This window comes from Snodgrassella sp. W6238H11, from assembly GCF_016100525.1.
Taxonomy (GTDB): domain Bacteria; phylum Pseudomonadota; class Gammaproteobacteria; order Burkholderiales; family Neisseriaceae; genus Snodgrassella; species Snodgrassella alvi.
Window position 1 is genome coordinate 162,342 of the sequence record NZ_JACFSH010000003.1, and the last position, 23,569, is coordinate 185,910.

Consider the following 23,569-nt stretch of genomic DNA (forward strand, 5'->3'; position numbering starts at 1 on the left):
CAGCTTTATTTAGAGTAAAACTCTACCACCAGCTGTTCATTAATATCGCCACTCAATTCAGTGCGATCTGGCATGTTTTTGAAAACACCTTCCAGCTTGCCTTCTTCAACAGAAACCCAGCTTGGTAAACCAATCTGACTGGCAAGACTGAATGCTTCCTGAATTCGCACCTGTTTTTTGGCTTTTTCGCGAACAGCAACCACATCACCAGCTTTCACCTGAAAAGAAGGGATGTTTACAACCTGACCGTTCACGGTAATGGCTTTGTGAGATACCAATTGACGGGCTTCAGCACGAGTAGAGCCAAACCCCATACGGTATACCACGTTGTCTAAACGAGATTCCAACAACTGAAGCAGCAATTCACCAGTCGAACCTTTACGACGGGCTGCTTCAGCAAAATAACGGCGGAACTGACGTTCTAACACACCGTAAATACGGCGGATTTTCTGTTTTTCACGTAATTGCAGACCATAGCCGGACAAACGCGGTTTTTTTGCGCCATGCTGGCCGGGAGCAGAGTCTAGTTTACATTTTGAATCCAAAGAGCGACGTGCACTCTTAAGAAACAGATCTGTGCCCTCACGACGGGCTAATTTACATTTCGGGCCGGTATAACGTGCCATACTCAAATACTCCTGTTAGATACGACGTTTTTTAGGTGGCCGACAACCATTGTGTGGCAATGGAGTAACGTCTGTAATACTGGTAATCTTGAAACCAAGAGCGTTGAGCGCACGCACAGAAGATTCGCGACCAGGACCCGGCCCTTTAATGCGAACTTCCAGATTTTTTACGCCATACTCTTGGGCAACTTTACCAGCTGCTTCTGCCGCAACCTGAGCGGCAAATGGTGTGCTCTTACGTGAACCTTTAAAACCAGCACCGCCAGAGGTAGCCCAAGATAATGCATTGCCCTGACGGTCAGTGATAGTAATGATGGTATTATTGAAAGATGCATGTACATGCACAATACCTTCACTTACGGATTTACGTACTTTCTTGCGCACACGAGCTGTGTTTGCTTTAGCCATTATTATTCCTTATCAATTATTTCTTGCCTGCGATCGCTTTACGCGGACCTTTACGCGTACGCGCATTGGTACGGGTACGCTGACCACGGCACGGTAAACCACGACGATGACGCAGACCACGATAACAGCCCATGTCCATCAGACGTTTGATGTTCATGGTTACTTCACGGCGCAGATCACCTTCCACATGGTATTTGGCAATCTGTTCACGCAAAGCATCAAGCTGAGTCTCGTCTAAATCTTTTACTTTAGTGCTCGGCACAACGCCGGCAGCTTCGCAAACCAGTTTAGCGCGAGACGAACCAATACCATAAATAGCCTGAAGGCCAATTACGATATGGGCATTGTTAGGGATATTTACCCCTGCAATACGAGCCATATTTTTTCCTTAGGGCAAAAGTCTGTCACTATAACACAAAGACTTATGGTTATCCATTAGCCTTGGCGTTGTTTATGACGAGGGTCAGTACAAATCACGCGTACGACACGATTACGACGAATGATTTTACAATTACGGCAAATTTTCTTTACCGATGGCTGAACGCGCATATTATTTCCTTTCTACTCTTAGCGGGCGCGGAAAACGATGCGGGCACGAGTCAAATCGTACGGAGTCAATTCCACAGTCACTTTATCACCGGGTGAAATACGAATGTAATGCATGCGCATTTTTCCGGAAATATGACCTAAAACGACATGATCGTTTTCAAGTTTAACTTTAAAAGTTGCGTTGGGCAGGGTTTCAAGAATTTCACCCTGCATTTGTATGGTATCTTCTTTAGCCATAATACTTAACGACGTGATGATAATGATTTCATCGCAGAACGCTTCATCAGATGTTCATACTGACTGCTCATTACGTAAGAAGCGATTTGCGTTTTAAAATCCATGGTCACCACCACCAGAATAAGTAGTGAGGTGCCACCTAGATAGAAAGGTACATTCATCGCAGAAGTCAGCACTTCCGGAATCAGGCACACGATAGCAATATAAATTGCGCCCCAAAAGGTCAAACGCAATACAACTTTCTCCAGATAACGACTGGTTTGCTCACCAGGCCGAATACCCGGAACGAAAGCACCACTTTTCTTCAGATTTTCTGCCATTTCCCTTGGACTGAACACCAAAGCCGTATAGAAATAACAAAAGAAGATAATAGTAGCTGCAAATAACAAAATATAAACAGGCTGACCATGCTGCAATAATGTAGCCAGTTTCTGTAACCAACTATCCGGATTTGCCGAACCAAACCAGCTTAACAGAGTAGAAGGAAACAAAATGATACTGGATGCAAAAATTGGCGGAATAACCCCAGCCATATTCAGTTTGAACGGCAGATGAGAGTTTTGCGCCTGCATAATACGATTACCTACCTGACGTTTGGCATATTGCACAGGTACTTTACGTTGTGCACTTTCAATATATACAACAGCATATATCAATGCCAGCGCACCAACAATCAGTGCAACAGCCATCAGATAACTAATTGATCCCTGACTGGTTAATGTCAGCAAACGACCAATACCGGCAGGCAGACTGGCTGCAATACCGGCGGTAATAATCAGCGAAATACCATTACCTATACCACGTTCAGTAATTTGTTCACCCAGCCACATCAGAAACATGGTTCCTGTAACCAGACAAACCATAGTCGAGAAATAAAACTCAATCTGACCGGAAACTACTACATTCTGCTGGTAAACAAATGCAGCAGCACCAAAGCTTTGCAAAGTGGCCAGCAAAACAGTACCGTAACGGGTATATTTGGTCAAAGTACGGCGCCCCGCCTCACCTTCTTTTTTTAGAGCCTTCAATGAAGGAATAATTTCAGAAGCAAGCTGAATAATAATTGAGGCTGAAATATAGGGCATCACACCTATTGCAAAAATACTGAACCGTTGCAGAGAACCGCCGGAAAACATATTAAGCATACTTAATATGCCTCCGCCGGCACTTTCATACAATTTGGTCAAAGCAGCACCATCCACACCGGGCACTGGAATATGTGAACCGATGCGGAATACAACCAACGCACCAAGTAAAAATAACAGACGATTTTTCAAATCACCGAACTTTGAAAGTCCTGTTGCGGATTGCGGATTAGCCACTTGAGTCCTTGCCTTATTCTGCTACTTTACCACCGGCAGCTTCAATGGCCTGTTGCGCACCTTTGGTGGCCTTAATACCATTTAAAGTTACCGCCTTATCAATACTGCCTGATGCAATAATTTTAACATTCAGAGCAGTAGCAGGCACCAGTCCTGCCTGTTTCAGAACTAAAACATCAATTTCATCAACTGCAATTTTAGCCAGTTCATCTAAACGCACTTCTGCATTCAGATTAGCAGTCAGAGATTTAAAACCGCGTTTCGGCAGGCGGCGTTGCAAAGGCATCTGACCGCCTTCGAAACCGACTTTATGATAACCACCTTTACGGCTTTTCTGACCCTTATGGCCTCGGCCACAAGTTTTGCCTAAACCGCTGCCAATGCCACGACCTACACGGCGAGCCGCGTGTTTAGCACCTTCAGCAGGTTGAATGGTATTCAAAAGCATGTTACTTCTCCACTTTCAAAAGGTAGCTGATTTTGTTGATCATGCCACGATTTTCGGGGGTATCAAGCACTTCAACAGTATGCTCGCGGTGACGTAAGCCTAAACCGCGTGCACAGGCACGATGAGCAGCAATAGTGCCAATCAGGCTTTTAACCAGTGTAATGCGTATGGTTTTTTGCTCACTCATGATCTGCTCCTAAAATTTCTTCTACGGTCAGGCCACGTTTAGCAGCAATCTCAGCCGGCGTATACAGTTTAGACAATCCATCCAGAGTTGCGCGAACAATGTTGTATGGATTGGTTGAACCATGTACTTTAGCAGAGATATTATGAATACCCATTGCATCAAATACCAAACGCATTGGACCACCAGCTTTCACACCATTACCTTCTTTGGCCGGTTGCATGAATACACGTGTTGCACCATGGCGACCAATTACTTCGTGATGAATGGTACGTCCATTTAAAGGCACTTTGATCATATTGCGGCGGGCTTGATCCATAGCTTTCTGTACAGCCACAGGCACTTCTTTAGATTTACCTTTGCCCATACCAATGCGACCATCGCCATCACCTACTACGGTTAAAGCCGAGAAGGCCATAATGCGGCCACCCTTAACCACTTTGGTCACACGGTTTACGGCAACCATTTTTTCAATCAGGCCGTCACCGCGTTCTTCAGTTTCGTGTTTTGCCATATTTCTGGTCTCCAGTTTATTAGAAGCTCAAACCGTTTTCACGGGCTGCCTCAGCCAAGGCTTTAACGCGACCATGGTATTGAAAACCAGAACGGTCAAAAGCCACTGCATCAATGCCTGCCGCTTTGGCTTTTTCAGCAATGCGTTTGCCAACTACAACAGCAGCATCTACATTGCTACCATATTTAATGCTGGCACGAACATCAGCCTCAAGAGTAGAGGCCTGAGCCAGTACTCGGTCACCTTCAGCGCTAATAACCTGGGCATAAATGTGATTATTGGTGCGGAAAACGCACAATCTCACTTTGTTCAGGGCTGCAATTTTGGCACGGGTTTTACGTGCTCGACGCAGTCTTGCTACATTTTTATCCATCAGTGAGCCTCAATTATTTTTTCTTGGTTTCTTTAATAACGACACGCTCATCAGCATAACGTACACCTTTACCTTTATAAGGTTCCGGCGGACGGAATCCACGAATTTCAGCGGCCACCTGCCCTACTACCTGTTTATCTGCACCGGCAATGATTACTTCGGTAGCAGAAGGAGTAGTAGCAGTAATACCTTCAGGCAATTCGTAGTTAATCGGATGAGAGTAACCTAAAGAAAGATTCAATACTTTACCCTGAGCCTGAGCGCGATAACCCACACCAATCAGTTGCAGCTTTTTCTCAAAACCATTGCTCACGCCCACAACCATATTGTGCAATAAAGCACGAACTGTACCGGATAAAGCATTTGCTTTTGTACTGTTATCATTGGCGGTAACAACCAGCTGACCATCATTCAATGCTACATTCACTTCAGCGTGCTGATGCAGAGACAATTCGCCGTTTTTACCTTTAACAATGATAGCCTCTGGAGAAAACTTAACGTCAACGCCAGCCGGAACCACTACCGGATGTTTTGCAATTCGAGACATGTTTTCTCCTTAGGCAACTACGCACAATAACTCACCGCCAATACCATTGGCACGGGCTTTACGGTCAGTCATTACGCCTTTAGAAGTGCTCACAATCACAACGCCCAAACCATTCATTACAGAAGGAATGTCGTTGGAACCTTTATACACACGCAGACCAGGACGTGATACGCGCTGAATGCGCTCTATTACCGGCTGACCTGCATAGTATTTCAATTGTATTTCCAATGTCGCCTTGGTTTCAGTAGATACGGAGAAATCTTCTACGTAGCCTTCTTCTTTCAAAACTTTGGCAATTGCTACTTTCAGTTTTGAAGAAGGCATACTTACAGAGACTTTATTCGCACGCTGAGCGTTGCGAATACGGGTCAACATATCGGAAATAGGATCATGCATACTCATATTTTATACTCCTATTACCAGCTGGCTTTGATGACACCCGGAATTTCACCACGCATGGCGATTTCACGGATTTTGGTACGGGCCAAGCCGAATTTACGGAAATTTCCACGCGGACGACCGGTCAAAGCGCAGCGACGACGTTGACGAATCGGAGCAGCATTACGCGGGATAGCCTGCAGTTTCAGACGTGCCTGAAAATGTTCTTCATCAGTCGCGTTAGCATCATTGATGATGGCGAAAATGGCTTCACGCTTTGCAGCATATTTTTTTGCCAAAGCTTCACGCTTCAGCTCACGATTAATAAGTGCTTTCTTAGCCATAATTAACCCTTAAACGGAAATTTGAACAGAGACAGCAGTGCTTTGGCTTCTGCGTCAGTTTTGGCAGTAGTGGTAATAGTAATATTCAAACCACGCAAAGCATCAATTTTATCGTATTCAATTTCCGGGAAAATAATTTGTTCACGCACGCCCATGTTGTAATTACCACGACCGTCGAATGATTTACCATTTACACCGCGGAAGTCACGTACACGCGGCAAAGCGATTGCAATCAGACGATCCAGAAATTCATACATACGATCACGGCGCAAAGTTACTTTGCAGCCAATCGGGTAATTATCACGGATTTTAAAGCCTGCAATTGACTTGCGTGCTACAGTTACTACTGGTTTCTGACCAGCAATTTTTTCCAGATCACCAACTGCATGTTCCATTACTTTTTTATCGGCAACCGCTTCACCAACACCCATGTTGAGGGTAATTTTTTCAATACGCGGTACTTCCATGATAGATTTGTAACCGAACTGTTTGGTCAACTCAGGAACAACAGTAGTGTTATAAAAGTCTTTTAAACGAGCCATTGATTACTCCTTAAGCTCCCACGGCGGCACCGGTAGATTTATATACACGGGTACGCACTACTTTGCCGTCTACAGTTTCTACTTTGATACCTACGCGGTCAGCTTTTTGGGTTTCCGGATTGAAAATCGCTACATTGGAAATAGCCAATGGCGCATCTTTGGTGATTACACCACCTTCAATCCCACGCATGGGGTTAGGTTTCTGGTGACGTTTAACACGATTTACGCCGTCAACAATCACTTTATCACCCAAAACACGCACTACTTTACCCTGTTTGCCCTTATCTTTACCGGCAATAATAATCACCTGATCACCAGTTTTAATCTTTTTCATTGCAACCTCACTTACAGTACTTCAGGAGCTAATGAAACGATTTTCATGAATCGCTCAGTACGTAGCTCACGGGTTACCGGGCCAAAAATACGGGTACCAATTGGTTCCAGTTTGGTATTCAACAGCACGGCTGCATTGTTATCAAATTTGATCAGTGCTCCGTCATTACGACGTACACCTTTAGCTGTACGCACTACCACAGCGTTATATACATCGCCCTTTTTAACGCGACCACGGGGAGCTGCGTCTTTTACGGCCACTTTAATAATGTCGCCTACAGATGCGTAGCGACGCTTAGATCCACCTAATACTTTGATGCACATTACGCGGCGCGCACCAGAGTTGTCAGCCACATCTAAGATGGTCTGCATTTGAATCATGTTATTACCTTTAAAAATCCAACTTAATTTACCGCTTTCAGTCAGCCTGTTACCACTTAATAGCTGTCTGAAACCATTAACGGTTCTAGTAAACCAGTCTTGGGTCCCGAAGGGAGAGTTCCGGCGACTGCCGGAGACTTTCAAGAAACTGAAAGTTAAGGAACGAAGTTTACAGACAATATCTGATTGTCGCAAGACTTCGTTCCCTAATTGCAGCACATTGTTGTGTTAATTACACATTACGTGCTTTCTCAATCAGCTCAGTTACAACCCAGCTTTTGGTTTTTGACAACGGGCGACCTTCGGAAATGACAACAACGTCACCAATACCGTATTGGTTTTGCTCATCGTGCGCATGGATTTTAGTAGAACGACGGATTACTTTACCATACAGCGGATGTTTCACTTTACGTTCCACCAATACTGTTACAGTTTTATCCATTTTGTCGCTCACGACTTTGCCCTGCAAAGTACGTACGTTTTTAGCTTCAGTCATTATTCACCATCCTTCTGATGCAAAATGGTTTTTACACGAGCAATATTACGACGCACTTTTTTCAGCTCACTGTTTTTACCCAGCTGGCCGGTGGCGTGCTGCATACGCAAACCAAACTGCGCTTTCAACAGACCAACCAGTTCTTCGTTTAACTGCTCAACAGATTTGTCTTTCAATTCACTGGTTTTCATTATTGACCTACCTGGCGTTTAACAAATACAGTCTGAATCGGCAATTTGGCTGCAGCCAGTTCAAAAGCCTGACGAGCCAATGTTTCATCAACACCGTCCATTTCGTAGAGCATTTTGCCCGGCTGGATTTCAGCAATGTAATATTCCACATTACCTTTACCGCCACCCATACGAACCTGAATTGGTTTTTCAGTAATAGGTTTATCCGGGAATACGCGGATCCAGATACGACCGCCACGTTTAATATGACGGGTCATTGCACGACGTGCTGCCTCAATCTGGCGTGCAGTCAAACGACCGCGACCCACAGCTTTCAGACCAAAATCACCAAAGCTAACTTTATTGCCACGAGTAGCAATACCGGTGTTGCGGCCTTTTTGCTGTTTGCGGTATTTCATTCTAGTTGGCTGCAGCATTTCGACCACCTGCCTTTCTGCTGTGTTTCTTGTCCTGTTCCGGCTTAGCCTGAATTTCACCCGGTGTCAGTTCACCTTTGTAAACCCAGACTTTGATACCGATAATGCCATATGTAGTTTTGGCTTCGCTGGTAGCGTAGTCAACATTGGCACGCAGGGTATGCAAAGGCACACGACCTTCACGATACCATTCGGTACGCGCAATTTCGATACCGTTCAGACGACCTGAAGACATAATTTTGATGCCTTTGGCGCCAACGCGCATAGCATTCTGCATAGCACGTTTCATGGCACGACGGAACATAACGCGTTTTTCCAGTTGTCCGGCAATATTGTCCGCAATAATTTGCGCATCGATTTCCGGTTTACGGATTTCTTCGATGTTTACATGCACCGGCACGCCCATGATTTTCTGCAAATCACGTTTTAATACTTCAATGTCTTCACCTTTTTTACCGATTACAATACCAGGACGGGCACTGTAAATGGTAATACGTGCAGATTTTGCCGGGCGTTCAATTACCACGCGACCTACAGAAGCATTTGCAAGACGTTTGCGTAAAAAATGACGCACGTCGATATCTTCTTTCAGCACTTTGGAAAAGTCGCCGCTTTTGGCAAACCACTTGGAAGACCAATCTTTATTCACTGCCAGGCGAAAGCCTGTAGGGTTAATTTTTTGTCCCATCGCTTTTCCTTAGTTGCCTACAATCACGTTGATGTGACAAGTTTGTTTTTCGATGCGGTTACCACGACCTTTAGCACGTGCCTGAAAACGTTTCAGACTCGGACCTTTGTCGATATAAATAGTAACCACTTTCAGTTCATCGATATCAGCACCTTCGTTGTGTTCAGCATTGGCTACTGCAGATTCCAGTACCTTTTTAATCAGTTCAGCACCTTTTTTCGGGCTGAATGTCAAAATATTCAACGCCTGGGCAATATCTTTACCACGTACTAAGTCAGCTACCAGACGGGCTTTTTGTGCTGAAATACGGGCATTTTTGTGTTGTGCACTAACTCTCATGTTTTATCCCTTATTTTTTAGCCTTCTTATCAGCCAAATGGCCTTTGAAGGTACGGGTCAATGAGAACTCACCCAACTTATGACCAACCATGTTATCGCTGATAAATACCGGCACGTGGGTACGGCCGTTGTGTACAGCAATGGTTAGACCGATAAAATCAGGCAGAATAGTGGAACGACGTGACCAGGTTTTAATCGGGCGTTTGTCGTTATTAGCACGAGCCGCATCGACCTTTTTCAGTAAATGCAGGTCGACATATGGGCCTTTTTTTAATGAACGAGCCATATCAGTTAACCTTTATTTGAGTAACGGCGGCGAACAATCATATTGTTCGTGCGTTTATTACGACGAGTACGATAGCCTTTAGTCGGTGTACCCCATGGGCTAACCGGTTCACGAGCTTCACCAGTACGACCTTCACCACCACCATGCGGGTGGTCAACCGGGTTCATCACAACACCGCGTACGGTCGGACGAATACCACGCCAGCGTTTAGCACCGGCTTTACCCAGTTTTTGCAGGCTTTGTTCTTCATTGCCTACTTCACCAATGGTGGCACGGCAATCAACATGAATTTTACGTACTTCACCTGAACGCAGACGCAGCTGTGCATATACGCCTTCTTTTGCCAGCAATACAGCAGATGCACCGGCTGAACGGGCAATCTGTGCACCTTTACCCGGTTTCATTTCGATACAATGAAGAGTTGTACCTACCGGAATATTGCGGATTGGCAGATTATTACCAGCTTTAATTGCAGCTTCAGAACCGGAAACCAATACGGCACCTACCTGAACATTACGCGGCGCAATAATGTAACGGCGTTCACCATCTGCAAAACACAATAACGCAATATGAGCGGTACGGTTCGGATCGTACTCAATACGTTCCACTTTAGCAGCGATACCGTCTTTATCATTACGTTTAAAGTCAACAATACGGTAATGGTGTTTGTGACCACCACCTTTATGACGGGTTGTAATGCGTCCGCCGTGATTACGACCGGCAGTTGAAGACTGTTTTTCTAATAATGGTGCATAGGATGCACCTTTATGCAAGCCTTCCGCAACCACGCGTACCATTCCGCGACGGCCAGCAGAAGTCGGCTTCATTTTAACAATAGCCATAGTGCTTATTCCTTATCTGCAGAAGCGGCAGCAGATTCAATATCCAGCTCCTGTCCAGCCGCCAGGCTGACATAAGCTTTCTTAACATCGCTGCGCTTACCGATGGTACGGCCAAAACGTTTGTTTTTGCCTTTAATGATGGTTGTGGCTACAGAATCCACTTTCACATTAAATAATAGTTCCACTGCTGCCTTAATTTCAGGTTTAGTGGCATTCGGCAATACTCTAAACGTCATCTGGTTGCGTTTTTCAGCCAGCATGTTGCTTTTTTCGGAAACAACAGGAGCCAAGAGCACTTGCATTAAACGTTGTTGATTCATACCCATTGCTCCTCAAGTTGTGCAACTGCTGCTTTGGTAAGCACCACTTTCTTAAAGCGTAACAGATTGTACGGATCAGTTTGCTGTGCTTCCAGAACCAGTACATTCGGCAGGTTGCGGCTAGACAAGTAAACGTTTTCATCCAGCTGTTTGGTAATGAACAATACCTGCTCCATACCCAGATTTTTAACCTGTTCAGCAAATGCTTTGGTTTTAGGAGTAGCAGCAGACAGTTCATCAATAACAAACAGGCGTTCATCGCGTACCAGCTGAGACAGAATGGCTGCCATACCCGCACGGTACATCTTACGATTTACTTTCTGGGTAAAGTTTTCATCTGGTTTATTCGGGAACGCACGACCACCACTGCGCCACAGCGGAGAAGATGTCATACCGGAACGGGCACGGCCGGTTCCTTTCTGACGCCATGGTTTTTTAGTGGAGTGTTTTACTTCGGCACGGGTTAACTGTGAACGGTTACCGGAACGGGCATTGGCCAGAAAAGCTGTAACCAGCTGGTGAACCAGATCTTCATTGTATTCACGTGCAAACAATGCGTCAGACGCAGCAACTGCACCTGCAACCTGACCCTGAGCATCAATTAATTTCAGTTCCATTACGCACCTACCTTCACGCTCGGACGCACGACAACGTCGCTGTTAACCGCACCGGGCACCGCACCTTTTACCAGCAATAACTGACGTTCGGTGTCTACGCGTACGATTTCCAGATTCTGAATGGTGGACTTAACGTTACCGTACTGTCCGGCCATACGTTTGCCACGGAATACGCGACCCGGATCCTGTGCCATACCGGTTGAACCAGGCACACGATGAGAGCGTGAGTTACCGTGAGAAGCACGCTGAGAACCAAAATTGTGACGTTTGATGGTGCCAGAAAAGCCTTTACCTTTACTGGTACCAGTGACATCAATTAACTGACCTGCTGCAAAAATGCCGACATTGATTTCAGCACCGGCAGACAATTCAGCCAGTTTTTCTTCAGAAACAGCAAATTCAACCAAGCCACGGCCGGCTTCAACACCTGCCTTGGCAAAATGACCTGCCTGTGCCTTGCTTACGCGATTGGCTTTTTTCTGACCAAAAGTTACCTGTACGGCAGTGTAGCCGTCAGTAGCTTCGGATTTGAGTTGAGTGACGCGATTGGCAGACATATCCAGTACAGTTACCGGAACTGATGCGCCGTTCTCATCGAACACGCGCGTCATGCCTACTTTGCGCCCAACCAGACCTAAAGTCATAGTTATTTCCTTTTATAAAGGGACCAATTACGATTGATTGGCCTCGCACAAATAAAGAATCTTGCCGACGTAAAATCGGCAAGATGGCGATAGTATCATGTTTACTCTGCACGAATCAATTTTTTATGCAAGTAAAGCACGGATTTTTAGATAAAAAAACAACGTTTATGCCTTATACATGACTATTAGTCTGGATTTCGGGTATTTTACTCTGCCTGAATATAAATATTATCTGATTAATTCATCAGTAATACTTTGCAGAAACTGAAGTCGTTCAGGCTTCAGTTTCCCGTCTGCCGCAGCCTGTTTCAGTGCACAGCCCGGTTCCTGACGATGAGTACAATTATGAAAACGGCACTCCCCGATATACTGACGCATATCAGGGAAATAATGCAGCAGATTACTAACTAACAAATGATGTAAGCCAAATGCCTGCAATCCGGGCGAATCAATAAGCTGACTGTGTGCATCCAGATCATATAATTGCGCATGAGTCGTGGTGTGACGACCTGAATCCAGTGCCGCTGAGATATCACCTACCCTTGCCTGTTCATTACCCAGTAATGCATTGGTTAAAGTTGATTTACCCATACCTGACTGACCTAACAGGATTGCCCGCTCTCCCTGCAAATACCGGCGCAGCTCAGCCACATTATATAAGGCACTAATATTGATTACCTGATAACCCAGACTCTGATAAAAGGCCAATTTTTCGAGCCAAAGCTTATTTTGTAGTAAATCTGCTTTATTTAATACAATCAGTGGCGGTATATCCGCAGCCTCTGCAGCCAGTAATGCACGCTGCAATAATAATTCACTGGGAGTCGGTACAGCAGCCAGTACGATTAGCATAAGGGTAACATTGGCCGCAATGAGTTTACTGCGCGTAGCATCCTGCCGGTAAAGCAGGCTGCGCCGGGGTAAATAATCCTCAATTACAGCCTGCTGCTGATTGATATGACTAATATGGACTTCATCACCACAGGCAAAATCAACTCTTTTCTTTCGCGTAGTGGCTTCATAAGTTTTACCCGCATACGTTCGCACCATGAAGCGGCGCCCGAAACTGGTAATAATCTGTGCTGTTAATAATTCATTCGCAGGCTGCGCCATTCTCAGTCTGCCTTTACGGCTGTTTGTAATGCCGCAATACGTTCCCGTGCGCCGGGATGCGAATCATAAAACCGCGAATACCAGATATCGCTAACCAGACTGGAGGCATTAGTACGATAAAGTTTGGTTAAAGCATGAATCAGATCATCGGCATTTGCATATTTTGCTGCAAAACGGTCTGCTTCAAATTCATTTTTACGGGACAAAACACTCGACAATGGTGAAAACGGAAAAGTAAATACAGGCAGTACAAGCATAAATAATAATAAAGCCATAGCATGACTGACTTCATGCACACCCAGACCAGTATAAAAACCAGTCTGAGGTAATAGCCAGCCCAAAACAGCAAAAACAATTAAAGCCAATATAAAAGTAACAATCATTTGTTTGAATACATGTTTGTGGGCAAAATGACCTAACTCATGAGCCAGTACAGCCTCAACCTCACTTATCTGCATATCTTTCAGTAAGGTATCAAAAAATACAATGCGCTTATGTTTCCCCAGACCGGTAAAATAGGCATTACCATGCCCGCTGCGTCTGGAGCCATCCATTACAAAAATACCATCACTCTGAAAACCAGTACGCTGCAACAAGTTTTCAATCCGAGTTCGCAATGCATCATCTTTCAATAGTTCAAATTTATTGAAAAGCGGCGCAATCCATTTTGGAAAAGCCCACATCAGCAACAAGGAAAAACTGACCCATACCAGCCATACAGCCAGCCACCATGCGCCACCAAACCAGTTTGCTGCAATCAGAATCCGCATCAGCCACAGAATAATATACAGTAAGGGCAAGCCAACAATAATGGCTAAAAGACTACCTTTAAACTGATCAGCAATAAAAGTAGCCATGGTCATTTTGTTAAAGCCAAATTTTGCCTCCAGACAAAAACTGCGGTACCAGGCGATCGGCCAGCCAAGAATCATATTAACCAAAGCAAACAGACCAATAAGCACAATTCCCTGTGCAATATCGTGCTGCACCCATTTCTGACTTAAATGCGCTAATAGATCAAGACCGCCACCAAGTGTGAATATTAGCAATAAGAATGCCTGAAACAGAATTTCATAACGAGCCAGACGCTGCTTGGCCAAAGTATAATCCGCTGCTTTTTGATGCTCTGCCAGAGACACACTTTGCACAAAAGCCGCTGGAACATGGCTACGATGTGCCAGTACAGCTTTACTTTGGCGAACCGAAAGATATAACTGGCCACATATGCTGCAGATGAAAAATAATAAAAACAATATATAAATCGTTTGGGCAGAAAGATAAAACACCATAAAAATACTTTGTACCTGAAAATAATCATTTTAACGGAGTTTATCTGTTACTGGCTAAAAAGTGACTGAATAAACATCCTTCTATTTAAAATTAACATGATTATTTGACTGAATAATATATTATTACCGTATGTTGTCTTGTGATAATATCCGAAACTACTTACAGCATTGCATAAAATCTATTCAATTAGAATAACTAAAATTCAGTCTGTTCTCCTAAAACTATTACTTTTGCCTGATTTTAGCTCCAGATATAGGTAAAAAAATCAGCTTAACCTATCAGCCTTACCAGAAAGAAGCTAAAATCATATTTTATTATTAATCAAGATTAAGATATGCAAAACGCTAAAAATCTTGCGTGGCTGGATATGGAAATGACCGGATTAAATCCGGATACAGACCGTATTATAGAGGTTGCCATGATCATTACCGATAGTGACCTGAATATACTCGCACAGTCTGAAGTACTGGTAATTCATCAGCCAGACAGCATTATCGATCATATGGATAAATGGAATACCACTACGCATACCCGTACTGGTCTGGTAGATAAAGTAAAAGCTTCAACGCTAACAGAAGCTGAGGCTGAAGAAAAATTGCTGGCTTTTATCAGTGAGTGGATACCGGAAAAAGCCTCACCAATGTGTGGCAATTCCATTCATCAGGATCGCCGCTTTATGGTGCGCTACATGCCGCGACTGGAAGCTTACTTCCATTACCGCAATCTGGATGTTTCTACTCTTAAAGAATTGGCCAGACGCTGGAATCCTGCCATTGTCAAAGGCATCAGTAAAAAAGGTGCGCATCAGGCTCTGGATGATATTAAGGAAAGCATTGAGGAAATGGCTTATTATCGCGAACACTTCTTAACAATACCTAGCTGATTTTGTATACTGCCCTATTTATTTTTGCTGAAATTAATTCCGGTTATGATCAATCCGTCCTGCCCCATTAATCAGACAGCCATTTGGGCACAATTGCATCAGCATCAGCGCAGCACCCGTTTCTTGCATATGCGCGACTTATTCCGTCAGCAGCCGGATCGTTTTGCACAAATGCATGAACAATTAAATGGTCTGTTACTGGATTACAGCAAAAACCGTATTACTGAAGATACGCTTGCATTACTGATTGAGCTGGCCAATATTGCAGATGTACGTGGCTGGACTGACAAAATGCGCCGCGGTGATAAAATTAATGTTAGCGAAAATCGTGCCGTATTACATACAGCACTCAGGCTACCGCCGCATGCTGAAGTGTATGTTGATGATCATAATATCGTACCAGATATCCATCGGGAACTGGAACGAGCCTACCACTTTGCCGAATCAGTACGCAATGGTGAATATACCGGAGCTGGTAATGAACGTATTACGGATATTATTAATATAGGTATTGGCGGATCTCATCTTGGTCCGGAAATGGTGACACTGGCCTTACGTCCGTTTCAGCAAACTGGTCTGAATATTCATTATGTTGCCAATGTTGACGGCGCCAACCTGATTCAGGTGTTAAATAAAGTTAATCCGGCCACAACCATTTTTATCATTGCCAGCAAATCTTTCACTACACCTGAAACTTTGCTGAATGCACAAACCGCACGTAACTGGTTTTTACAACAGGGAATGAGTGAAGCTGATATCAGCCGCCATTTTATAGCGATAACCAGTGCTGTTGATAAAGCACAGGCTTTTGGTATCACTTCGGATCATACATTCTCCATGTTTGACTGGGTAGGCGGCCGCTACTCTGTTTGGTCAACTATTGGATTATCAGTTATTTGTGCCATTGGTAAAGAAAATTTTCAGGATTTTCTTGCTGGCGGCAGAGCAATGGATGAACATTTTTTTCATGCACCGCTAAGACATAATATTCCGGTTTTACTCGGACTGATCGGATTGTGGTATCACACCTTTTATACCACAACCAGCCATGCAATCATTCCTTATGACCACGGACTGCGCCGTCTGGCTGCGCACTTGCAGCAGCTGGACATGGAAAGTAATGGAAAACAGGTAAGCCGTTATGGAGAACGGCTGGACTTTGATACTGGTCCGATAATCTGGGGTGAGGAAGGTGTTAACTGCCAGCATGCTTTTTTTCAATTACTGCATCAGGGACCACGACTGATTTCTTCCGATTTTATTGTTCCAGTTAACAGTTTTTATCATGTCAGTACCCAGCATAAAGTTCTTGTTGCTAATGCCTTTGCTCAAACTGAAGCACTTATGCGTGGCAAAACACTGGCGGAAGCTTATGCCGAATTAATTGATCTGGATAACAAATCACGCGATATTATGGCTCCGCAAAAAGTATTTCCGGGTAATCAGCCATCTAATACTCTCTTAATAGATGAAATTAACCCGTTTAATCTGGGTATGCTGCTGGCCATGTATGAACATAAAGTATTTGTACAGGGTGTAATCTGGGGAATTAATTCATTCGATCAGTGGGGTGTAGAGTACGGAAAAGTTCTGGCTAAAAATATTGAACCGGAATTAAGTACTAATGATTCGCTACACCATGATGCTTCAACTAACGGCCTCATTGACTATTTCAGAAAACATCACCATGACACAAACCTTAATTGACATTACCACCAAACTGGATGAATTGGGACATACGGTAACCTGTGCCGAATCATGTACCGGGGGCTTGTTGGCAGCAGAACTAACTCGCCTGCCGGGTAGTTCAAATTGGTTTAATATGGGCTATGTCACTTATAGCAATCAGGCAAAAAAACAGTTACTTAATGTTAACGAAACAACTTTGCGCCATTATGGAGCTGTTAGTGAGGAATGTGTACGCGAAATGGCACTAGGTGCTCTGATTAATTCGAAAGCAAATTATGCTATTTCGATTTCCGGTATTGCCGGGCCAACTGGAGGAAGTGCCGAAAAACCAGTTGGTACAGTATGGTTCGGGCTGGCAACCAAACAGCGTATCTGGGCTAAAAATTATCAGTTTAACGGTAATAGAGATACAATCCGCACTCAGGCTGTGGAATATGCTTTGCGTTTTTTACGTCAATATTTATACCGTTAAACCAGACTGTATACGTTATCAGAATCCAGCAGATAAAATAAAACTGACCGGTTTTTCACAGCCGGTCAGTTTTTCATTTCAAACAGAATTGAGAATCAACCATACTTATTCAATACGTTCACCATGGATACTCACATCCATACCTTCGCGTTCTGAATCATGATCAATACGTAAACCGCGACATACAATTGCCACAATTTTAAGAATAAGATAAGTCATAATTACGCTGTATACAATTGTAATAGCCACATCTTTAATCTGAGCCAGCAGTTGACTACCTAAAGTCGCCTCACCGCCAAAAATGGCGTTACTGAACAGCAAACCAGTTAAAATTGAACCAACGATACCGCCAAAGCCATGAATACCAAAGGCATCAAGCGAATCATCATAACCAAATCTGCGTTTTAAATACACTGCGGCAAAATAAGCAGCAACAGCTGTCAATACTCCGATTACCAATGCAGCCTGTGGACCGACAAACCCGGCAGCAGGTGTAATGCCTACCAGACCGGACACCGCACCAGAAGCCATACCCAATGCAGAAGGTTTATGTCCTGCCAGTTTTTCACATAACATCCATGTTAATGCTGCTGAAGCTGCTGCTATCTGAGTCACAGCCATAGCCATACCGGCAGAAGCATCCGCAGCACCAGCTGAACCGGCGTTAAAGCCAAACCAGCCAACCCATAGCATCGCAGCACCGGTTAGAGTAAGTACCATATTATGTGGTGCCATTACATCCTTACCGTATCCCAGACGTTTACCAATCACCAATGCAGCTACTAGTCCGGCAACACCGGCATTAATATGCACAACCGTTCCGCCGGCAAAATCCAGAACCGGAGTTTGTGTATCACTCATAAAACCCCCGCCCCAGACCCAGTGACATATCGGCGCATAAACACAAGTAACCCAAAAACCGGAAAATAACAATAAAGCTGAAAATTTCAGACGTTCGGCAAAAGCACCTGTCACAATAGCCGTAGATATAATGGCGAAGGTCATTTGAAAAAACATGAATACTGATTCAGGAACAGTACCATCTCCATTAACAATAGTAGTCATTTCTCTGGTTTTATCCAGCCCCATACCACCAAGCATAAATCGATCCAAACCACCAATAAATGAATTACCCGGGGTAAAAGCTAACGAATAGCCTATTATCATCCACAGCACACTCACCAAAGCAGCAACGACAAAGCTGTGCATCATGGTACCCAATACATTTTTTTTTCGTACCATTCCGCCATAAAACAATGCCAGACCCGGAACAGTCATCAGTAAAACCAGTACGGCAGAAGTCATTACCCATGCTGTATTACCTGCATTTATCTCTGACAGCGGTCGCCACCATCCGGACAAATCAGCAGCCAGTAGCGGCAATGGTAATAACAGAGCTGTCGTTACTACACACTTATCAATCAACTTCATTGTATTTCCCTTAATAGTTATTAAGATTATTTATACAGCATCTGATCCGGATTCACCTGTACGTATTCGCACCACCTGTTCAACCGCTGAAACAAAAATTTTGCCGTCACCTACTTTACCTGTACTGGAACATGTCATTATCGCTTCAACAGCCCGCTCTACCAGATCATCGACGAGTACAATTTCTATTTTAATTTTAGGTAAGAAATCGACTTCATATTCTGCACCCCGATAGATTTCAGTATGTCCTTTTTGCCTGCCAAAACCTTTTACCTCACTGACAGTCATTCCTTGCACACCTATTTCAGCCAGTGCTTCACGTACATCATCCAGCTTGAATGGTTTAATCATCGCTGTAACTTTTTTCATATAACTCTCCTCTTTTCTGAATTTTTGAATGTTGCTCATCAAGACAGTCTTAATGACATCCATCAAATCCAATTTGTTAATTCTGTAATTTGCAGCAAGCAAAAATTTTAATTACACCATACATCTTTATTTTAAATCTGCAAAGATGTATCAAAATTACTGGAGTATTTATCTTATCTTTTGCTAATGAATCCATCAGACAAATGTCATAATCAATCTGGTCGATATAGCCTATAGAACAATTAAAATAGTTATATAAACTATTTATATTTCAATTCTGCATATAAATTAATCAGCTCAATAGATTTAATTACATAACAAGTCCAGATGATATCTTTATCAGAAATTGTATCTGACAGAATAAAAGTAGCAGATGAAATAAAATTACATTTATTATTCTTTTTGCATAAATAATTTCAATAGAAAACACACACATGTGACATACATTAAATATGCCGTATCAGGTATAATTAATCACGACAGTAAAAATAAATATATGCATTATTGAAACTTCATGTTTCTATCAAGAGGTCAACATGCTAATTTGCAATCCGTATGAAATCGTTATTCAGGGTATGACTAATAATAATAAACGTTTTCGTCCTAGTGACTGGGCCGAGCGTTTATGCGGGATATTGTCCTCTTTTGATCAGGGACATCGTCTGTCTTATCATCAATGGGTTCGTCCTATTTTAATAGATAATATTCGTTGTGTTGCCGTTGATCGTAAACTGGAAGAAATCAGCAGCACAGCATTCAATTTTCTGATGGACTTTGCCCGTGATAACGACCTACGTATTCTGGATTGCAAATCTTTATTAGAAGAACAGGAACATAAACAAATTACACTCACCGATGCTGTATCTCAGCAAAATGCAGAAACAGCACAAACACAATTAAATACAATTCAAACAGAAATAGAAATAGAACCACAGGTTCCGGTTAATCAATTACGTGAACTGACTCCTGCAGAGATTAGTTCTGCTTTTGCAGCCTTGCATCTGTTACATCCCAATATTCGTGATATAGCTCAGTTTCAGGATCTGGTCAAAATTCAGCAGACCGAAGGTTATCGTCTTTTGGGGATATTTGAAGAAGGTAAACAGAATGCCGTGACCGTTTGTGGCTTTCGAATTGTGACTAACTTTGCTTCTGGACGCCATATACATATTGATGATTTAGCCAGCCTTCATTTACCCATAGCTGATGAGCAGGCTAGCCAGATTTTCGAAACATTGAAGACAATTGCAATAAATGAACACTGTAGCAGTATTCATGCTGATTCAAATGTATCTTCAGATAGTAGCAATATGCATCATTTATATCTGAAAAACGGTTTTACGTTATGCAGCCATAAATTCAGCCAAAAACTTGATTAAATAACATTTTCAAAACATATAAAAATACAGGATATTTCATATCCTGTATTTTTATCAGCATATCAGCTATTAAGATAGCAAATTTATCTTCAATTAATTTGTTTTTAAAAATACTACAAATCAGATTGAATTTATTTTCATATTTCTGAATAGCACGATATAAATCTCATTCTTTTTCAGCAAGATAGCCACGCAATTTCTGCATAGCTTTGGCTTCAATCTGGCGGATACGCTCTGCAGATACACCATATTCACCAGCCAGGTCATGCAAGGTTAATCCACCATCATCTGCCAGCCAGCGACTTTCAACAATATGCCGGCTGCGATCATCCAGTTTGGCCAGTGCATTCTTCAAACCTTCTGTCTGCAAAGTATAATGTGCCTGCTGCGCCAGTACTTGTGTTGGTTCTGTAGTACTGTCAGTCAGCCAGTCTATCGGTGCAAAATTATCCTCATCATCATTTTCTGCCAGCAGCGACATGTCCTTACCTGTCATCCGCTGTTCCATTTCCAGAACTTCAGAAAGTTTCACACCTAAATCATCAGCGATCGACTGTGCTTCTTTGTTACTTAACGCAGCCATAGATTTTCGCATACTGCGTAAATTGAAGAATAATTTACGCTGTGGTTTAGTAGTAGCTACACGCACCAAACGCCAGTTACGTAAAATAAATTCGTGTATTTCAGCTTTAATCCAATGTACCGCAAACGAAAATAAACGTACGCCACGACTTGGCTGAAAGCGTTTTACCGCTTTCATCAAACCAATATTGCCTTCCTGAATCAAATCAGCCTGATTCAAACCATAACCATCATAACCACGAGCGATAGAAACGACTACACGCAAGTGGGACAAAATCAGTTTTTTTGCAGCCTCTAAATCCCCTTCGGTCTGGCGTACCGCTAAATCCTGTTCTTCCTCGGGAGAAAGCATAGGAATATTGTTTACGGTATGAATGTATTGCTCCAAACTACCATGCCCGGTCAGCACGGGTAATGCAAAAGCGGTATTCATGCCTGTCCTTTCTCTGTGTGCCCAGCTATTTAATTATTTTTCGTTCCCTACAATAACACATTGTTTATTTCAGGAAAACCAATTAATAACTGAGTTAATAATTTATCATTGTAATTAAAATATTAATGTACTTCAATTACTATTTATGATTTGTTCATTATAGGAAAAATAATGTATATTTAAAATTTTGATTGTATAAATTTATCATTATACACATTAGTTTAGTTTATTCAATGGCGATAATGTCCATAAATACCTAGTATTAACAGTAAAAACAGACTGATCAAAGCTAAAGGCCAGCTACTTCCGAGTCGCATATAGGGTGTACTACCTTTATAACCGGATATTTCACCTTCTAATACAGATGCAGTATCAGGTTTGAGTTGTGCCACAACTTTCCCTTTAGGATTAATAATTGCAGTCATTCCTGTATTGGTTGCACGAACCATATAGCGCCCTGTTTCTAATGCACGTGCCTGAGATTGCTGTAATTGCTGCTGCATAGCATGTGACTTTCCATACCAGGCCATATTGCTTACATTTGCCAGTAAACTCGCCTGTTTGGCTGTAGCAATTAGTTCATCTCCGAAACCATCTTCATAACAGATATTAAATGCAATATGCTGATTAGCCAGTTGTAAAGGCATTTGTCCTATGCCACCACCAGAAAAACCGACCAGTGGCATGTCCATCTTACTATACAGCCAGCCCAGTAAAGCCGGAAAAGGAATATACTCACCAAACGGAACCAGATGATTTTTTGCATAGAAAGGCAATCCGGCTGTTACAGGAGTAGCTGTAAAATTAATCACTGCATTTTGATAACCGGTTCCATCTGCCGTATATTGCGGAATACCCACGGCGAGTGCAGAACCATGGCTGCGCGCAAGCTGAGCAAATTCATCTAATAGCTCAGCAGGCATATCCTGACGCATTACCGGAATCGCTGTTTCTGGCAAAATAACAATATCTGCATGGGTACTGGCTATCTGATCAAAATAACGTTGTAAGGTTGGCTGTAGTGACCGCTCATCCCATTTGAATGACTGCGGAATATTCCCTTGTGCCAGAGCAATCCTGACATGAGTGCCATCTGACTGCGTAAAGTGAAACTGTAATAATATTGCTCCAAGCAACCATACACCTATTAAAGCAACACCACAGCTAATCTTTGCTCTCCAGCTTTTTGCCAGTACCAACTCAGCCAGCCAGGCACCACTGGCTACAGTAACCAGTGTAACCAGAAAAATACCACCCACTGGTGCATAACCGGCCAGAGCCGAATCTGCTATTTGGCTATAACCCCAGATGCCCCAGCCAAAACCTGTTAGTGCACGTTCACGGACAAATTCAGCCAGACACCATAACAAAGGCAATACAATAGTATGGCAAATAGTGCCTGAAAACCTGAATTTACCCAGTAACCAGAATACTATAGCAGGATAAATGGCCAAATAAGCAGGTAATATCAATGTCAGCGGCCAGGCCCAAATTTGCGCTAATCCGGCAATATCATGTAAAGCAATATCTATCCAGTAGAGTAATGATGTATATGCAGTTAATGCCCACAGATAGGCTGTCCTGATACGCCATTGTGGCCGTACACTCTGCAAAATCAGCAATACTGCCAGTAAAACTGGTAATAACCAATAATGATAATAAGGAGCAAAGGTAAATGGTACCAGAACCGCAGATATAAATAATAACGGCCAGTACACCCATGCTTTAGCTAAAATAGCATGACACTTCATAGCAGAAGAATGTTGTGCAGCTATCTCCAGTTGAGCAGTCACATAAATCTCCGCAGCTTTTAGACAGCTAAATTAAAATTTAATAATTACATTAGCCATGAATGGCAAACATCAATATTCATTATATTTTAATAATATATTTTCAATACAAT

At 43.0% G+C, this 23,569-nt stretch carries 36 protein-coding genes; 4 read left to right on the top strand and 32 right to left on the bottom strand.

Annotation, left to right across the window (positions count from 1 at the left end; all coding sequences use genetic code 11):
- Positions 1-5: 5 nt before the first annotated feature.
- From rpsD to H3V00_RS07280, 28 genes are all read right to left on the bottom strand, one after another.
- Positions 6-626: a 30S ribosomal protein S4 gene (gene rpsD / locus H3V00_RS07145; RefSeq protein ID WP_025331687.1), complete on the bottom strand. Its 621-nt coding sequence runs from the start codon at positions 624-626 to the stop codon at positions 6-8.
- Between the two features lie 15 nt (positions 627-641).
- The gene (rpsK, locus tag H3V00_RS07150; RefSeq protein ID WP_025331688.1) at positions 642-1,034 is read right to left on the bottom strand and encodes a 30S ribosomal protein S11; all 393 of its coding nucleotides are present in this window, start codon (positions 1,032-1,034) and stop codon (positions 642-644) included.
- A 16-nt stretch (positions 1,035-1,050) separates the two neighbouring features.
- The gene (gene rpsM, locus H3V00_RS07155; RefSeq protein ID WP_025331689.1) at positions 1,051-1,413 is read right to left on the bottom strand and encodes a 30S ribosomal protein S13; all 363 of its coding nucleotides are present in this window, start codon (positions 1,411-1,413) and stop codon (positions 1,051-1,053) included.
- 56 nt (positions 1,414-1,469) lie between these two features.
- On the bottom strand, positions 1,470-1,583 hold the full coding sequence (gene rpmJ, locus H3V00_RS07160; protein ID WP_003697674.1) for a 50S ribosomal protein L36: 114 nt from the start codon (positions 1,581-1,583) through the stop codon (positions 1,470-1,472).
- 18 nt (positions 1,584-1,601) lie between these two features.
- Positions 1,602-1,820: a translation initiation factor IF-1 gene (infA, locus tag H3V00_RS07165; RefSeq protein ID WP_003684714.1), complete on the bottom strand. Its 219-nt coding sequence runs from the start codon at positions 1,818-1,820 to the stop codon at positions 1,602-1,604.
- A 5-nt stretch (positions 1,821-1,825) separates the two neighbouring features.
- Positions 1,826-3,142 carry a preprotein translocase subunit SecY gene (secY, locus tag H3V00_RS07170; RefSeq protein WP_025331690.1) on the bottom strand — a complete coding sequence of 439 codons (1,317 nt, stop codon included), beginning with the start codon at positions 3,140-3,142 and terminating at the stop codon, positions 1,826-1,828.
- 13 nt (positions 3,143-3,155) lie between these two features.
- A complete protein-coding gene (rplO, locus tag H3V00_RS07175; RefSeq protein WP_025331691.1) occupies positions 3,156-3,590 on the bottom strand; it encodes a 50S ribosomal protein L15 in 435 nt (144 codons plus the stop codon).
- Between the two features lies 1 nt (position 3,591).
- Positions 3,592-3,777 carry a 50S ribosomal protein L30 gene (gene rpmD, locus H3V00_RS07180; RefSeq protein WP_025331692.1) on the bottom strand — a complete coding sequence of 62 codons (186 nt, stop codon included), beginning with the start codon at positions 3,775-3,777 and terminating at the stop codon, positions 3,592-3,594.
- Positions 3,770-4,288 carry a 30S ribosomal protein S5 gene (rpsE, locus tag H3V00_RS07185; RefSeq protein ID WP_025331693.1) on the bottom strand — a complete coding sequence of 173 codons (519 nt, stop codon included), beginning with the start codon at positions 4,286-4,288 and terminating at the stop codon, positions 3,770-3,772. The genes rpmD and rpsE overlap by 8 nt, the downstream gene beginning before the upstream one ends.
- A gap of 19 nt (positions 4,289-4,307) precedes the next feature.
- Positions 4,308-4,661 (bottom strand): 50S ribosomal protein L18, encoded by a 354-nt coding sequence (gene rplR / locus H3V00_RS07190; RefSeq protein WP_025331694.1) that lies wholly within the window; start codon positions 4,659-4,661, stop codon positions 4,308-4,310.
- Positions 4,662-4,674: 13 nt separating this feature from the next.
- On the bottom strand, positions 4,675-5,208 hold the full coding sequence (gene rplF, locus H3V00_RS07195) for a 50S ribosomal protein L6 (RefSeq protein WP_025331695.1): 534 nt from the start codon (positions 5,206-5,208) through the stop codon (positions 4,675-4,677).
- A 9-nt stretch (positions 5,209-5,217) separates the two neighbouring features.
- Positions 5,218-5,610 (bottom strand): 30S ribosomal protein S8, encoded by a 393-nt coding sequence (gene rpsH, locus H3V00_RS07200; RefSeq protein ID WP_198207305.1) that lies wholly within the window; start codon positions 5,608-5,610, stop codon positions 5,218-5,220.
- A gap of 14 nt (positions 5,611-5,624) precedes the next feature.
- Complete coding sequence (rpsN, locus tag H3V00_RS07205) at positions 5,625-5,930, bottom strand: 30S ribosomal protein S14 (protein ID WP_025331697.1); 306 nt, start codon at positions 5,928-5,930, stop codon at positions 5,625-5,627.
- 2 nt (positions 5,931-5,932) lie between these two features.
- On the bottom strand, positions 5,933-6,472 hold the full coding sequence (gene rplE, locus H3V00_RS07210; protein ID WP_025331698.1) for a 50S ribosomal protein L5: 540 nt from the start codon (positions 6,470-6,472) through the stop codon (positions 5,933-5,935).
- A gap of 10 nt (positions 6,473-6,482) precedes the next feature.
- Positions 6,483-6,806 carry a 50S ribosomal protein L24 gene (gene rplX / locus H3V00_RS07215; RefSeq protein ID WP_025331699.1) on the bottom strand — a complete coding sequence of 108 codons (324 nt, stop codon included), beginning with the start codon at positions 6,804-6,806 and terminating at the stop codon, positions 6,483-6,485.
- Between the two features lie 11 nt (positions 6,807-6,817).
- Positions 6,818-7,186: a 50S ribosomal protein L14 gene (gene rplN, locus H3V00_RS07220; RefSeq protein WP_025331700.1), complete on the bottom strand. Its 369-nt coding sequence runs from the start codon at positions 7,184-7,186 to the stop codon at positions 6,818-6,820.
- A gap of 232 nt (positions 7,187-7,418) precedes the next feature.
- Positions 7,419-7,682 carry a 30S ribosomal protein S17 gene (gene rpsQ, locus H3V00_RS07225; protein ID WP_025331701.1) on the bottom strand — a complete coding sequence of 88 codons (264 nt, stop codon included), beginning with the start codon at positions 7,680-7,682 and terminating at the stop codon, positions 7,419-7,421.
- Positions 7,682-7,873: a 50S ribosomal protein L29 gene (gene rpmC, locus H3V00_RS07230; protein WP_025331702.1), complete on the bottom strand. Its 192-nt coding sequence runs from the start codon at positions 7,871-7,873 to the stop codon at positions 7,682-7,684. The genes rpsQ and rpmC overlap by 1 nt, the downstream gene beginning before the upstream one ends.
- On the bottom strand, positions 7,873-8,289 hold the full coding sequence (gene rplP, locus H3V00_RS07235; protein ID WP_037394618.1) for a 50S ribosomal protein L16: 417 nt from the start codon (positions 8,287-8,289) through the stop codon (positions 7,873-7,875). The genes rpmC and rplP overlap by 1 nt, the downstream gene beginning before the upstream one ends.
- On the bottom strand, positions 8,273-8,977 hold the full coding sequence (gene rpsC, locus H3V00_RS07240; protein ID WP_037394614.1) for a 30S ribosomal protein S3: 705 nt from the start codon (positions 8,975-8,977) through the stop codon (positions 8,273-8,275). The genes rplP and rpsC overlap by 17 nt, the downstream gene beginning before the upstream one ends.
- 9 nt (positions 8,978-8,986) lie before the next feature.
- Positions 8,987-9,316 carry a 50S ribosomal protein L22 gene (rplV, locus tag H3V00_RS07245; protein ID WP_037394611.1) on the bottom strand — a complete coding sequence of 110 codons (330 nt, stop codon included), beginning with the start codon at positions 9,314-9,316 and terminating at the stop codon, positions 8,987-8,989.
- Between the two features lie 10 nt (positions 9,317-9,326).
- Positions 9,327-9,602, bottom strand: a complete 276-nt coding sequence (rpsS, locus tag H3V00_RS07250) for a 30S ribosomal protein S19 (protein WP_025331704.1) — start codon at positions 9,600-9,602, stop codon at positions 9,327-9,329.
- A 5-nt stretch (positions 9,603-9,607) separates the two neighbouring features.
- Positions 9,608-10,444 carry a 50S ribosomal protein L2 gene (gene rplB / locus H3V00_RS07255; RefSeq protein WP_198207307.1) on the bottom strand — a complete coding sequence of 279 codons (837 nt, stop codon included), beginning with the start codon at positions 10,442-10,444 and terminating at the stop codon, positions 9,608-9,610.
- A gap of 5 nt (positions 10,445-10,449) precedes the next feature.
- Positions 10,450-10,764, bottom strand: a complete 315-nt coding sequence (rplW, locus tag H3V00_RS07260) for a 50S ribosomal protein L23 (protein ID WP_025331706.1) — start codon at positions 10,762-10,764, stop codon at positions 10,450-10,452.
- A complete protein-coding gene (gene rplD, locus H3V00_RS07265) occupies positions 10,761-11,381 on the bottom strand; it encodes a 50S ribosomal protein L4 (protein ID WP_025331819.1) in 621 nt (206 codons plus the stop codon). Before rplD ends, rplW begins: the two co-directional genes overlap by 4 nt.
- Positions 11,381-12,025, bottom strand: coding sequence for a 50S ribosomal protein L3 (gene rplC, locus H3V00_RS07270; RefSeq protein ID WP_037394597.1), 645 nt, complete (start codon positions 12,023-12,025; stop codon positions 11,381-11,383). The genes rplD and rplC overlap by 1 nt, the downstream gene beginning before the upstream one ends.
- Before the next feature lie 228 nt (positions 12,026-12,253).
- Positions 12,254-13,138, bottom strand: a complete 885-nt coding sequence (rsgA, locus tag H3V00_RS07275) for a ribosome small subunit-dependent GTPase A (RefSeq protein WP_198207309.1) — start codon at positions 13,136-13,138, stop codon at positions 12,254-12,256.
- A gap of 2 nt (positions 13,139-13,140) precedes the next feature.
- The gene (locus H3V00_RS07280) at positions 13,141-14,427 is read right to left on the bottom strand and encodes a M48 family metallopeptidase (RefSeq protein ID WP_084548676.1); all 1,287 of its coding nucleotides are present in this window, start codon (positions 14,425-14,427) and stop codon (positions 13,141-13,143) included.
- Between the two features lie 335 nt (positions 14,428-14,762).
- On the opposite strand from H3V00_RS07280, the gene orn reads away from it, so the two are divergent.
- The 3 genes from orn to H3V00_RS07295 are packed head-to-tail and all read left to right on the top strand — an operon-like array spanning position 14,763 to position 17,472.
- The gene (gene orn, locus H3V00_RS07285; protein WP_078475446.1) at positions 14,763-15,311 is read left to right on the top strand and encodes an oligoribonuclease; all 549 of its coding nucleotides are present in this window, start codon (positions 14,763-14,765) and stop codon (positions 15,309-15,311) included.
- Between the two features lie 45 nt (positions 15,312-15,356).
- Complete coding sequence (pgi, locus tag H3V00_RS07290) at positions 15,357-17,018, top strand: glucose-6-phosphate isomerase (RefSeq protein WP_100116894.1); 1,662 nt, start codon at positions 15,357-15,359, stop codon at positions 17,016-17,018.
- Positions 16,999-17,472 (top strand): CinA family protein, encoded by a 474-nt coding sequence (locus tag H3V00_RS07295; RefSeq protein WP_025331711.1) that lies wholly within the window; start codon positions 16,999-17,001, stop codon positions 17,470-17,472. Before pgi ends, H3V00_RS07295 begins: the two co-directional genes overlap by 20 nt.
- Before the next feature lie 105 nt (positions 17,473-17,577).
- On the opposite strand, the gene H3V00_RS07300 is transcribed toward H3V00_RS07295, so the two are convergent.
- Complete coding sequence (locus H3V00_RS07300; protein WP_198207311.1) at positions 17,578-18,903, bottom strand: ammonium transporter; 1,326 nt, start codon at positions 18,901-18,903, stop codon at positions 17,578-17,580.
- A gap of 30 nt (positions 18,904-18,933) precedes the next feature.
- Positions 18,934-19,272, bottom strand: coding sequence for a P-II family nitrogen regulator (locus tag H3V00_RS07305; RefSeq protein ID WP_198207313.1), 339 nt, complete (start codon positions 19,270-19,272; stop codon positions 18,934-18,936).
- A 536-nt stretch (positions 19,273-19,808) separates the two neighbouring features.
- Here H3V00_RS07305 and H3V00_RS07310 point away from each other — a divergent pair.
- The gene (locus H3V00_RS07310; protein WP_096766393.1) at positions 19,809-20,651 is read left to right on the top strand and encodes a DUF3579 domain-containing protein; all 843 of its coding nucleotides are present in this window, start codon (positions 19,809-19,811) and stop codon (positions 20,649-20,651) included.
- 166 nt (positions 20,652-20,817) lie between these two features.
- Here the strand turns inward: H3V00_RS07310 and rpoH are convergent, their stop codons facing one another.
- On the bottom strand, positions 20,818-21,666 hold the full coding sequence (rpoH, locus tag H3V00_RS07315) for an RNA polymerase sigma factor RpoH (protein WP_110414718.1): 849 nt from the start codon (positions 21,664-21,666) through the stop codon (positions 20,818-20,820).
- Between the two features lie 230 nt (positions 21,667-21,896).
- Positions 21,897-23,417 (bottom strand): apolipoprotein N-acyltransferase, encoded by a 1,521-nt coding sequence (gene lnt / locus H3V00_RS07320; RefSeq protein ID WP_198186631.1) that lies wholly within the window; start codon positions 23,415-23,417, stop codon positions 21,897-21,899.
- Between the last annotated feature and the right edge of the window lie 152 nt (positions 23,418-23,569).